This window comes from Microcoleus sp. B6-A1 (assembly GCF_036705085.1).
Taxonomy (GTDB): Bacteria; Cyanobacteriota; Cyanobacteriia; order Cyanobacteriales; family Microcoleaceae; genus Microcoleus.
This window is the reverse complement of the sequence record NZ_JAUBTU010000059.1, coordinates 32,508-45,498: the sequence shown is the minus strand read 5'-3', so window position 1 is coordinate 45,498 and position 12,991 is coordinate 32,508. Positions and strand designations below refer to the sequence as shown.

At 46.0% G+C, this 12,991-nt stretch carries 10 protein-coding genes; 4 read left to right on the top strand and 6 right to left on the bottom strand.

Going from position 1 to position 12,991, the window contains the following annotated elements:
• Positions 1–549 precede the first annotated feature (549 nt).
• On the bottom strand, positions 550–1,566 hold the full coding sequence (locus QUB11_RS20765) for a zinc-dependent alcohol dehydrogenase family protein (RefSeq protein WP_333205696.1): 1,017 nt from the start codon (positions 1,564–1,566) through the stop codon (positions 550–552).
• Position 1,567: 1 nt separating this feature from the next.
• Here QUB11_RS20765 and QUB11_RS20760 point away from each other — a divergent pair, with 1 nt between their 5' ends.
• Complete coding sequence (locus QUB11_RS20760; protein ID WP_333391602.1) at positions 1,568–2,908, top strand: transposase; 1,341 nt, start codon at positions 1,568–1,570, stop codon at positions 2,906–2,908.
• A gap of 156 nt (positions 2,909–3,064) precedes the next feature.
• Complete coding sequence (locus QUB11_RS20755) at positions 3,065–6,610, top strand: EAL domain-containing protein (RefSeq protein ID WP_333205676.1); 3,546 nt, start codon at positions 3,065–3,067, stop codon at positions 6,608–6,610.
• Positions 6,611–6,741: 131 nt separating this feature from the next.
• On the opposite strand, the gene ilvN is transcribed toward QUB11_RS20755, so the two are convergent.
• The 4 genes from ilvN to QUB11_RS20735 all read right to left on the bottom strand — a co-directional run bounded on the left by ilvN (position 6,742) and on the right by QUB11_RS20735 (position 9,787).
• Positions 6,742–7,260, bottom strand: coding sequence for an acetolactate synthase small subunit (ilvN, locus tag QUB11_RS20750; protein ID WP_332945237.1), 519 nt, complete (start codon positions 7,258–7,260; stop codon positions 6,742–6,744).
• Between the two features lie 713 nt (positions 7,261–7,973).
• A complete protein-coding gene (locus QUB11_RS20745; RefSeq protein ID WP_333391600.1) occupies positions 7,974–8,786 on the bottom strand; it encodes a carbon-nitrogen hydrolase family protein in 813 nt (270 codons plus the stop codon).
• 265 nt (positions 8,787–9,051) lie between these two features.
• Positions 9,052–9,180, bottom strand: a complete 129-nt coding sequence (psaJ, locus tag QUB11_RS20740; protein WP_106151078.1) for a photosystem I reaction center subunit IX — start codon at positions 9,178–9,180, stop codon at positions 9,052–9,054.
• Positions 9,181–9,298: 118 nt separating this feature from the next.
• On the bottom strand, positions 9,299–9,787 hold the full coding sequence (locus tag QUB11_RS20735) for a Photosystem I reaction center subunit III (protein ID WP_333324526.1): 489 nt from the start codon (positions 9,785–9,787) through the stop codon (positions 9,299–9,301).
• Positions 9,788–10,117: 330 nt separating this feature from the next.
• Between QUB11_RS20735 and tsaD the strand changes: the two genes are divergently transcribed.
• Entirely contained in the window at positions 10,118–11,191 is a 1,074-nt protein-coding gene (gene tsaD / locus QUB11_RS20730) for a tRNA (adenosine(37)-N6)-threonylcarbamoyltransferase complex transferase subunit TsaD (RefSeq protein WP_333391599.1), read from the top strand.
• Between the two features lie 211 nt (positions 11,192–11,402).
• Complete coding sequence (locus QUB11_RS20725) at positions 11,403–11,894, top strand: N-acetyltransferase family protein (RefSeq protein ID WP_333391597.1); 492 nt, start codon at positions 11,403–11,405, stop codon at positions 11,892–11,894.
• Between the two features lie 224 nt (positions 11,895–12,118).
• Here the strand turns inward: QUB11_RS20725 and QUB11_RS20720 are convergent, their stop codons facing one another.
• Entirely contained in the window at positions 12,119–12,859 is a 741-nt protein-coding gene (locus QUB11_RS20720) for an HAD family hydrolase (protein ID WP_333391595.1), read from the bottom strand.
• Positions 12,860–12,991: the final 132 nt, after the last annotated feature.

The following is a 12,991-nucleotide window of genomic DNA, read 5'->3' as shown; positions in this document are numbered from 1 at the left end:
GTCCCGCCCGTCCAAAAAAGACGGGCGGGACGCCCATCCCACTTTCAAGAGTGGAAGTTATTTATACCTATTTTAAAAAAGAATGCAACAGTATTCTTTTTTAAAATAGGTATATAATCTAAAATCTAAAATCTAAAATCTAAAATCGAATGACCCCCAAATTTCTCGATCGACAATGGCATTTTCCCTATGCGGTTTTCGCTCTTGTTTATAGAACCGAATTAAACCGCAGAGGGCGCAGAGGATACAGAGAAACGGAAGAGACAGATGAATCATTCCGATGCCAACGGATTTGATAGAAAACAAAGATTCACCTTGGTCGTCGAATTAGCCAGAGTTCTCTCAAAATTATTAACGAGGATTTTGCACTTTTCTATCCAATAATTTCATATCATGTCTGATCGATTAACGATAATATCCCGGTCGGGGCGGGTTTTTGAGAGTGTCAATTATTGGCAGGTATTGTTGGTGAACTCGCCCTACAAAAATCGCGGTTCCTCGACCGGACATGATATCATTTGTGAATTTCTTATTTAAGCATCCGCATTTTTAACCCCCAATTTCCAGCACTATTTTACCGGTTACTGAGCCTGTTTCTAACAGTTCGTGAGCGGCTTGCGCTTCTTCGAGAGGGAAAGTTTTGCTGACGTGAATTTTTAGCAAGTTGCGATCGCACAAACGAGCACACTTCTGCAAAATATGAGCCTGCTGTTCCTGTTCCTCCACCAAACCTTCCAGCATCGGTGTCAACATTAATTCCAGACTAATTCGCAGATTCCGCATTCTCGCTGTTTTCAAATTGCCCAAAGCCGGATCTGGTTCCAAAATTGTTACCAAATCTCCATAAATCTTCACAGCCGGAATAGTTTGGTAAAAAGTTTCTCCCCCGACTGTATCGAAAGCCAAATCAACTCCTTGTCCTTGAGTCCAAGTCAAAACCTCATCGACAACATTGGTATTTTTGTATAAAATAACTGAATCTGCACCTAGGTGCTTGACAAAATTGGCTTTTTCCTCTGAACTAACAGTCGTGCAAACCTCTGCCCCCTGTAACTTCGCCAACTGTATCGCGACGTGGCCGACACCGCCGGCACCAGCTTGAATCAGCACCTTCTTTGATAACACCTGACCGGCTTGCAAGCGCCCTCGATCGTACAGCGATTCCCAAGCTGTAATTAAAACTAACGGTGCCGCCGCCGCCTCAGCAAAACTTAAAGCAGCAGGCTTGAGGGCGAGAAAACGTTCGTCTACAACGGCAAACTCGGCATAAGTACCGATCGACCCGCCCAAACCGCCATTGCAGAAAAAAACCTCGTCTCCCACTTGGAAACTTTGCACACTAGCACCGACAGACTCTACGACTCCAGCACCGTCGCACCCCAAAACGTGAGGAGTTTTCTCGGGGTAAAAAGTGCCGCGCGATCGCAACTTAGTATCTATCGGATTGATACCCGCCGCTCGCAACCTTACCAAAACTTCAGTTTCTGTTTGTATAGTAGGGGCGGGGATATCTTGCAGTTTCAATACGGACGGGCTTCCGGGGGTTTGAAAAACGATCGCTTTCATCATGGGTGTTACACTAGATCAGATAATCCCTAGACTTTATTGTACTTTGCTTAGCAAAGCAACAAAAAACTTTTCGTTTATCCCAAAATTTATGATTGTTGTTGAAAGGCCTTACAGAGAGCGGCAGCATCAGTTTTATAAACAGTTTGATGACTTATCGTTTCTGTTGATAAATCTCTACAATCATGGTAAATATTATATGAGAAAACAGTTTTTCACTTCTGGATCTAAAGTTGGTGGTAGCAGAATCACCAGACAGTTATCTGCCATATTGAAACCTCCCAACTGCTCTCAATCATTGCCTGCTCAAATTAGCAATCAAGTTCTCAAACAAGTTGTTCCCGATTGGGAGGATTGCCCAAAGTCAAGAATAGCTTATGGTCGAGATATCCCTCGATTTTCATTCCTACCCAGCATCCCCCAATACCAACAGAAAAGCTGGGGACGTAACTTGTTAAGTCAGGAGAACCACTCCCTAGAAAAAAGGGGGAGAAACCCCAATAATGGACTAATTCATTTATCTCAAAGTGACCTAATAATTTCTACAAAGTCCCAAGATGTCATAAAGGTAAGGGTAGTTCCTGCAACAGCGCTATACTTTTTTGAGGTTGCTAATCAAAAGCCTGTAACGTTGGTGGATTTAAATTACCACATCAGAGCAGGTATAGATTTAGGGATTGATCACCTCGTCGCTTTGGCATCTAATAAGCCAACATTTACTCCAACTACTTATGAGAAAAAACATCTCAAATCAATTAATCAAGGTTTTAATCAGCGCCGAGCATTTTTACAGTCAAAACTTTACCAGGGAAAATCTACCACGCGCCAAAGCCAGCGAATCACCTTTAATCGCAACAAGCGATTAGAAAACTACCTTCATCAGACCAGCAGTTTGATTGTCAAGCGGTTGGGGGATGAGAAAATAATCCAGTTAATTATTTGCCCAAACGTGAGGGGTAAACAAAATATCAAATTAGAAAAAAAACATCACAATTTTGGAGTGATTCCTTATACCCAGCTCATAAAATTTATTACTTACCAAACTGAGTTAGTCGGTATCAAGGTAAGAGTTACACAAGCATATTATACAAATAAGTGCAGATTTGGGGATTTAGAGCCTGTCGGTAAGCAAGAGCCTTACCAGGGTAAAAGAGGTAAAGGTGGGTGGTTTCGGTCTTGGAATGAAAGTCGGATTAATGCTGATGCGAATGCAGCGTTAAAGATGATTATAAAATTAAACGTAAACTCACCCTTAGAGGAGTGCCACAACCCTAGAGATGTGTTGGCAGTTTCACCTGTACGGGTTGCTCCTGTACAAAAAGAACCACAAAAAGTTGGGTAATGTCAAGTATTGCCCGGTTTTTTGTGAACAGTTAACTCTCTTGTCGCCTTCACGGCGATCTGACCTTGTATTCGTTACCCATCCGTGACGATACTTAGTTATTTTTAAATAGATTGGCTTCAGATAACTACAATAATTGTCGAGCGGTGCTAATCGATGTTCGAGCTAGATTTATTTTTTTACTTTGAGATTCTTGCATATCTTCTGGGATTATTGGCGACTTTAGCCTTGGTGCCCGCGATTTGTCTCAAGTGGCACCGAAGGCATTCCAGTCTACCGCTAGCCCAACAGCAACGGCAGTTGGCAGACTTAAAGCCCGACGATTTATCTGCGGGATTGAAAATGCGGAAAAACTTTTGGATTTTTCCCACCTCAAATCGGTGGCCGGCAACTGACAGCTTCTTGGGTAAAGTTTTAGGTATGGGTCGCCCTGTATTCTTGGCTAAGCAACAGCGCCTAAGTCTGAATTCTTCGCCTCTTGTGGGGCCTGGAAATAGCAAAACCCTAAGTCTGAGCATTTCGGGTTCGATGGGGGAAAATCCCGATCGCCCGAATGCCGAGAATTCTCCCAAAGTTACTGCTTCTGAGCAATTAGAGGAAGATTTGCTGGGCGAAATCCTAGCAGGTACTGATTCGCCAGGGGGGGCAGAATTCTTTGATGCCTTAGTTTGCCACTTAGCCTCAGCACTCGGAGTTCGCACCGCCGTCGCTGCCAAATCGATTAAGTCGAAGCCACGCACTGATGCTGCGGCCGATAGATTGCAACTTATCAGTTTTTGGAGCGACGGACAGCAGCAGCCAAACTTTGACTGCGACACCGCCAATACTCCCGAAGCGCGGGTGCTGGAGGAGGGAATGTATTCCTGTCCAGACTACCTCGGGGAAACCTTTCCAGAAGACCGCAGACCGGTAGTTACGGGTGCGCGCAGTTTCCTGGGAGTCTTGCTGAAAAACTCTTACGGCGAACCTTTAGGCATTATTTGTATTTTTCACGATCGACCGCTGGTGGAAGCACATCTTGCCAAATTCCGATTAATTCTCAACATCTTTGCGGGACGGGCCGCCGCCGAATTAGAGCGGCAGCGCCTAGAAGCAGCACTGTCCACTGTAGAAGCGAAATACTGCGCCCTGGTAGAACAAATGCCCGCTGTCACCTACATTTCTCCCCTCAACCGCAAGGCAGCCAAACTTTACATCAGCCCGCAAATCGAGACTTTTCTAGGTTATTCTGTAGCTGAATGGAGAGCAGATCCCGACCTGTGGCTGAAACTCGTTCACCCAGAAGACCGTGACCGCGTGTTAGTGGAAAACGCCACACAGAAATTCAGCGATGGAGAAGATATCTTCTGCGAGGGGTCGCTGGTTTCAGAATACCGCGCGATCGCCCGCAACGGTCGAGTCGTCTGGTTCCGCGATCAAGCGACCGCAGTTCGCGATGAAGCAAGCAAGTCTGTCATCCTTCAAGGCGCCATGTTTGACATCACCGAGACTAAAGTAGCTGCCAGCGCGCTGCTAGAAAGCGAATATCGCTATTACACCTTGGCAAAAATACTGCCTGTCGGGATTTTCCGCGCCGACGCTGCTGGAGATTGCTTGTACGTCAATGAGCGATTTTTAGAGATGGCGGGACTGACTGCGCCAAAGGCACTAGGCGAAGGTTGGGCGCAAAGTTTGCATCCCGAAGACCGCGAGCGTGTTTTGAGCCAGTGGTATCGCGCTGTCACAGACAAGTTGCCCTGTAAGTTAGAGTACCGCTTTTGCAACGGTGACTTCACCACCTGGGTATTTTGGCAAGCAGTGCCAGAAATTACCCAAAGTGGGGAAGTTCTAGGCTATCTCGGCACGTTGACCGATATCACTGATCGCAAGCAGGCAGAATTCGCGCTGCAACAGGCGGAAGAGAAATACCGCAGTATCTTTGAAAATGCGATCGAAGGCATTTTCCAGACAACGCCCGACGGACGCTACCTCAGCGCTAACCCTGCTTTGGCGAGAATTTACGGTTACGAGTCGGCCGCCGAATTGATCGCGAATATCCAAGATATAGACCGCCAACTTTACCTCGATCCCAACCGGCGCGCGGAGTTTTTGCGCGCGATCGAAAAACAAGGTTTTGTGTCTGAGTTCGAGTCCCAAGTTTACCGCGCTGACGGCACTACTATCTGGGTTTCCGAGAACGGGCGGGCAGTTCGCGACCCTGACGGAAATTTACTTTACTACGAAGGCACTGTCGAAGATATCACCCTCCGCAAAATAGCAGAAGATAAGTTAGTACACGATGCTTTGCACGATATGCTAACCGGTTTGCCCAACCGATCTTTATTTATGGATCGCTTGGGACACGCGATCGAGCTTTCAAAACGCCGCCCCGAGGTTTTGTTTGCGGTGCTGTTTATCGATCTCGATCGCTTTAAGGTTGTTAACGACAGTTTGGGGCATTTAGTGGGCGATCGGTTGCTGATCGCGATCGCGCAGCGCCTGGGAATCTGTTTGCGCGCTGGAGATACCGTTGCCCGTCTTGGCGGCGACGAATTCGCGATTTTGCTGGAAAATATCAAAAGCACCGAGGATGCGATCCAGGTTGCCGAACGAGTGCAAGCGGAACTGGCAGAGCCTTTTTACCTTAACGAGTATCAAGTTTTTACCAGCGCTAGCATTGGGATTGTTTGTTCTGGTTTTCCTCGGTATCCAAGGGAAACCCGCAAACTGTCGAGTCCCGAAAATCTGGGAAATCTCGATCGGGAAACTTCTTTGTCTTGCTTATCTTCCGACTCTCCTGTTCCCAATGTCCCGTGCCAAATATTGTACGATCGGCCTGAAGAACTGCTCCGAGATGCAGATGCTGCCATGTATCATGCTAAGGGATTGGGCAAAGCTCGCCACGAAGTTTTTGACTTAAGTATGCACACTCGCGCCGTCGCCCTTTTGCAACTGGAAAACGACCTGCGACGCGCTTTAGACTCCCAGGAATTTCAGCTTTACTATCAGCCCATCGTCTCTCTAGTTACTGGTAGAATCAGCGGTTTTGAAGCGCTGATTCGGTGGTATCACCCGCAGCGGGGTGTCGTATCTCCTGGCGAGTTTATTTTAGTAGCTGAAGAAACTAGATTGATTATACCTATGGGCTGGTGGATGATGCGATCGGCTTGTCATCAGATCCACGAGTGGCACCAAAAATTCCCCGCAAATCCGCCGTTGACTGTCAGCGTCAACCTTTCTAACCAACAATTTAAACAACCGGATTTAATCGATCGCATTCGCGAAATTTTACAAGAAACTCAGCTTGACCCCCGCAGTTTAAAGTTAGAAATTACTGAAGGCGTCATCATGGAGAATGCCGAATCAGCAGTCGCTATCCTCGCGGAATTGAAAAATTTAGAAATTCAATTATATATTGACGATTTCGGCACAGGCTATTCTTCTTTGAGTCGCCTGCACACTTTTCCAACTGATGCTTTAAAAATTGATCGAGCTTTTGTCAGCCGCATGACTGAAGATGAAGGCAACGAAGCGATTGTACAGACTATTTTAATTTTAGCCAGTCATTTAGGTATGGATGTAATTGCTGAAGGCATCGAAACCAGCGAACAGCTTAATTTACTCAGAGCCCTGCAATGCGAATACGGACAAGGATACTTTTTCTCAAAGCCGATAGACAGCATCGCAGCCACACTTTTGATAGAAAGTCAACCCAAATGGTAATTAGTCAGGAGTCATTAGTCATTGGTCATCAGTCATTGGTAATTGGTAGTTGGTAATAAGAAGTCGAAAGTTAAAAGTTAAAACATTCTTTCTGACTAATGACTAATGACTAATGACTAATGACTAATGACTTAAACTTTCGCTTCCAAAGACTTGAGAAACTCAGTATTTACCCCCGACTCTCGCGTCAGGGCAATTTTTCCAGTACGAGCAATTTCCTTAATCCCAAATCTATTCAGAACCTGGACGATCGCCACCATTTTACCGGGATCTCCGACAACTTCCAATGTCAGCGTATCATCACCAATATCCACCACTCGCGCTCTAAAAATTTGAGCTAACTCAATTATCTCCGATCGCGTTCCGCTAGCAGCATTAACTTTCAGCAACATCAACTCCCGTTCGACACAGGGAATTTCCGTTATATCCTGAACTTTAAGCACGTTAATCAACTTGTACAGTTGCTTTGTCAACTGTTCGATAATCTGGTCATCTCCGGGTACAACCATCGTAATCCGAGATATTCCCACTTGCTCCGCCGGGCCAACGGCCAGACTTTCAATATTAAAACCCCGACGGGCAAACAAACCAGCAATTCGAGTGAGGACACCCGCTTCATCTTCAACTAAAACCGAAAGAGTGTGTTTCATCAGAAAATTGGGTAGAAACCTCGTCCTTTTAGGACGGCTTTATATTACAATATAATTGGTCAACGACCCACCCGAGACGATGGATCAAACAGCCTATACGAGCGAAGTTCAGCCCGAGGTGCTGGCGGCGAAGCAAAATCGGTAGACCGGGAAAAGAGGATAGGGCAATGGTAAGCATCCCTAGAATCAAAACAGGAGAAGAATTCCGTTTGGTATTCGATACGTAAAAACCGCAGGGCTTGCGGGGTTAGTCTGTGGAGCGAACATAAGACCAAATCTCTTTTAGGGTGGAGGCAGTTGCGAAGAAGCAGAAATTCAAATCGTGAGGTTTGGGAATCCCCGTCCGCGACGGTCGGGGTGGATGTCAATTCTCCAAAAAGACGCATTTCGTGCAATTCTACTTTCGCCAATTCGCCTTTTAGCAGAAGTGCACGCCCATTGAACCTGCCTTAGACATTTTATCGCGAGTTATTGGCCGTTCCTCTCCGGGAAAAAACAATATATTAAGCTGTCGGGGCCCACAGTCACGCCCGGACAATATCAGTCACAGATCGGCGTAAACCCGCTACATCCCCGTTATTTTGGTCGATCGCACCCACACGATCTAAGTTTTTTGTGTACGAACCTACACAATTACTTGAGCGAATAAAAACTTGAAAGGTTGGGTGGCCACTGGGACTGAAATTTTGAGACCAATTGGTCTCAAAATTCCTTCAAAGAAAAACCCGGTGTTGCAGAGATGGCATCTGGCGGCGGACTTGTTCTAGTCGATCGGGATTAATTTCTGCAATTGCCACACCCGGTTCCTCTCCAGCATCCGCCAAAACGGCACCCCAAGGGTCTATAATCATCGCGTGACCGTGTGTTTGACGGCGGCCGTAGTGGTGGCCAGTTTGTGCAGGGGCAATCATATAACAAGTATTCTCGATCGCCCTAGCTTGCAACAAAACCTTCCAGTGATCCTTGCCAGTGTAAGCGGTAAACGCCGCCGGCACGAACAAAATATCAGCCCCCTTGTACGACAAATGCCTGTACACTTCCGGGAACCGCACGTCATAGCACACCGAAAGTCCCAGCGTCCCCAAATCCGGTGACACATAAACAGGCGGCAAATCTTCACCAGCTTTCACCGTGTTCGATTCCCTGTAAGTAATGCCGTCTGGCACATTCACATCGAACAAATGTACTTTTCTGTACCTTGCCACTTCCGTGCCGTTTTGGTCTACCAGCAAACAAGTATTGTATACCTTCCCCCCCTCCGTCGGCACTGGAAATCCGCCGCCCAGAATCGTTACCTGGAACCGCTGGGCCATCGTTTTGAGGAATTTTTCGCTTTGGATGCCGATCGCCTCTGCTGAAGCAATCTTTTCCTCCTCCTCTCCCATAAACGAGAAATTTTCTGGTAAGGAAACTAACTCCGCACCTCGACGCACTGCCAGGTCGATTAATTCCTCTGCCTGAACCAAATTTTTTTGCAGGTCAGGCAAGCTAGTCATTTGAATTGCTGCGGCGAGATAAGACTTCATCGATTCACAATATTAGTCATTAGTCAGTAGTCATTAGTCAGTAGTCATTAGTCATTAGTCATTAGTCATTAGTCATTAGTAACTAATTTGATAACTAAATAGTTGATATCCGTGGATTTTACCCATTTATGAGCTGTCTAGCACGAACTGGTATGGTTTGAGAGTTTTGATATTTGAGCTTTAAATTAACCTGTAACTCATCACTCAAAAATCAAAACTCTCAACTCTTACCTTCTAGGTTTTGCCACCTAATTTTCCTCAAATCTTAAGGCATTGGATGGAAAAGCAGGTCGGGGAAAAAGCGGTTAAATTCAATTAAAGCCGCGCCTTGAATAGATAGCCAAAGGATAGCCAATACTGGGGCGGTCGAAAGAAACTTGACAAAGTATTGCATGAATTCTGCTCCTGAAAATTCGAGACAGTTGGTAATTGCCGATCGGTAAGCGGGCTAATTGCTATTTTCTAGTTAATCACTTAACTGTTAGCTATTAGCTTTTCTCCATTTCCCAATTTTAGCGGGGGGAAACAGTAATTTCGTCGTCCTTCGCAAACATTTCACCACTGGTGATTGATGTGAGAGCTGCCAGAGGCCATAAAACGCCGCTCAGCATACATTTGATTGCCAAAGGAACGTCGATAATAATCTCTTTTTCCTCTGGGGTTGCTGATTTTTTGGTAACTTGCAGATAAGAACGGCCTACCCAACCAATCCAACCAGCCATATACAAGAACAGTATGCTAGGAATCAAAAAGTCCCCTGCTTTGCTCAAGTTGCCGTCTACGATTAAGTGCGGGTATCCTTCCGGGCCGCACATAGCTTGAGAATAGCGCTCGAATCTTGCTTTCGCAGATGCGGGGTCGCCATTCGTAGAACGTGCATTTTTAGCCAGTTCCTTGAATTCGGGAGAGTCTTTGCACGGCACTAAATTGTAAGCCGAAGCAACTGGAGCAAAACTGAACCAGACACTCAACACTAAAATGGCAGCAAACAATCGTCGCATGGAATTGTTTCCTTTTGTTACAAAACAATAAGTTTTTGTACAAGCATTTCAACTTGCCGATCTCGAATCCAGATGATCGTGTTTGTTGACAGTGTAAAGTATCCATCATTGATGCGGCAAAGCCCAATAGAATGAGGGATTCCCGTTTTCATAGGTCAATGCTGAGCTAGCAATACCGCGAGGATATTCCTTCATGGCATCCGATGATGGCCTTACCTGTCGATCGGGCAAAAATCCTTTAACAATAACCTGAGTACAGGTAGATCGGGGGACTTGCGCCGAATTAGTTAAGCTAGCAATAACTAACCTATCAAATAAAATTACCAGTTAATGGCAACCATTTTCGCGATCGAAACAAGTTGTGACGAAACAGCAGCAGCAATTGTTAAGAATCGTCAAGTTTGCAGCAATGTTGTAGCATCACAAATTAAAATCCACGAGCAGTTTGGTGGGGTAGTGCCCGAAGTGGCTTCGCGGAGTCACCTAGAAATGCTCAATCAGGTAATTGCCCAGTGTCTCGGTGAAGCAAACCTGAGTTGGTCAGAAATTGACGGCATTGCAGCGACTTGTGCGCCCGGTTTAGTAGGTGCATTGTTAGTCGGGCTGACAGCGGCGAAAAGCTTGGCAATAGTCCATCAAAAACCTTTTTTAGGCGTCCACCACCTCGAAGGGCACATCTACGCTTCTTACCTTACCGAACCCGACTTGCAGCCACCGTTTTTGTGTTTGTTAGTTTCCGGGGGACATACTAGCTTTATTTACGTCAAAGATTGCGGCGTTTATGAAACTGTAGGACAAACACGCGACGACGCCGCCGGCGAAGCTTTTGATAAAGTTGCGAGACTGTTGCAGCTAGGATATCCGGGCGGGCCGCTGATTGACAAATTGGCCGCCCTTGGCAATCCCCAAGCATACCCTCTACCAGAAGGCAGAATTTCCTTGCCTGGTGGTGGCTACCATCCTTACGACAGTAGTTTTAGCGGCTTGAAAACCGCAGTTTTGCAATTAGTACAGAAACTCAAGAAACAAAATAACAATGTGGGTGCCGAAGGCATCTTGCCTGCCTCTACAATTAATGATATTGCGGCTAGCTTTCAGGAAACAGTAGCCAAGGGTTTAACAAAAAGAGCGATCGACTGCGCCGTAAATTTCGGGCTTACCACTATTGTAGTCGGCGGGGGAGTTGCAGCAAACAGCGGACTCCGAAAACACTTACAAGCAGCAGCAGCCAAACACAACTTGCGGGTATTGTTTCCGCCATTAAAATATTGTACAGACAACGCAGCAATGATTGGCTGTGCAGCGGCAGAACACTTGCAGCGAGGACACACATCGCCCCTGACTTTGGGAGCAAATTCAAGAATGGCTGTCAGCGATATTATGGAATTGTACAAGAGTCATTAGTCATTAGTCATTAGTCATTAGTTATTAGTCATTAGTTAACAGTCATATCATATCCGATCGAGTGACCGCGATTAAAAGGGCGGGTTTTTGAGATTGTCAATTATTGGCAGATGTTTTTCGTGAACCCGCCCCTACCGTATTAGGGGTAATCGACCGGACATAATATCATTAGTCAACAGCCAACAGTCAACAGTCAACAGTCTACCAAACGATGAAAATCCGCGACGCAGAAGAAAGCGATTTGCCAGCAATTGTCCAAATATATAACGCAGCAATACCGGGCAGAATGGCCACAGCCGATTTAAAACCAGTCTCAGTCGAAAGCCGCCTCCCGTGGTACAGAGAACACTCCCCCAATTCCTGGCCGATTTGGGTAATGGAATCAGAACAAAATATTGTTGGTTGGCTGAGTTTTCAGCTTTTCTACGGACGCGCTGCCTATCAGCATACAGCAGAAGTTAGCATCTACGTCGCACCCGATCGCCAACGCTGCGGAATCGGACAAAATTTATTGCAATCGGCAATTGTGCGGAGTCCTGAATTGAAGCTTAAAAATCTCATAGGAATAATTTTTGCTCACAATCAGCCGAGTGTAAGATTGTTTGAGAAATTTGGCTTTCAGCGCTGGGGATATCTGCCACAAGTTGCTGAACTTGACGGCGTTGAAAGAGATGTCGTAATTCTGGGTTTGCGTTGTCTGTAGGAACTGATATCAATTCCGGTGGCACCGGAATGATGTTGACTGTTGACTGTTGACTGTTAACTCGAATTTACTCTTCCGATGCTAACGAATTTTATATGAGATGTTGCACCATTCTCAAAAACAGGTCGGAAAGCCTGTTCATAAAAGGATTATTGACAATGCTGCAACATCTCACTAGGAACTGATACCAAATCCGGTGCCACCGGAATTGATGCGATGTTTGCTCAATCTGCTAAAATTTTAATTTCATCCAAAGATGCGATCGCCACATCAGCATTTTCCAAATGACTAACCTGGGCCTTTCCCCAACAAATCCCGATACAGCCAGCCGCGCCCGCATTTTTACCCATCTGAATATCGCCCGCTGAATCTCCCACCATCAAAGTTGCTGCGGGATTTACTCCGAGTTTCTCACAAGCTTCCAAAAACAATTTCGGATCGGGTTTGTGAACCGTTGAATCAACTCCCATTTCTAACTGAATGTAGTCAGCTAATTCGTGGTGTTTCACAAATTTCTGCACAACCTCCGTCGTAGCCGCCGAAAGAATTCCCAGTTTTAAACCCGCTTCCGAAAGATATTTCAGCACTTCCAAACTGCCGACAAATAAAGGAGAAACAGCACTATTTTTAAACATTTCGTCAGCTTCGTCAAAAGCGCGGCGCGCAATAGTTAAAGATTCCAGCCATCCCCTGCCGGTTTCGGCGATGTATCCCGCCGCCACAATCTCATTTTCCCTGCGACTACCGACTGCTAGCAAGCCTGTGGGGTCGATGCTGCCGCCTTCGATGCCGAAAGCCATTTGTAAAGGCTCTCCAACGCCCGGAATTTGAGCGTCTGCGAGGCGCGCTCGCTTATTTCCCAACAGTCTCAAAAATTCTTGAGAATCCTCTAGAGTGCCGTCTTTGTCAAAGATTACGGCTTGGATATTGGAGAATGTAATGCCCCGACATTTAATAGTTACCAAGAATCTGAACTCCGTAATATTTATATCAGGACACAACAATGTTGTGTCCCTACAATATCATGTGCGATCGATTAACCATAATACAATACGCTTGGGTTAGTGTGAAAAAAACCGATCGTGCGTAGGTTGGGC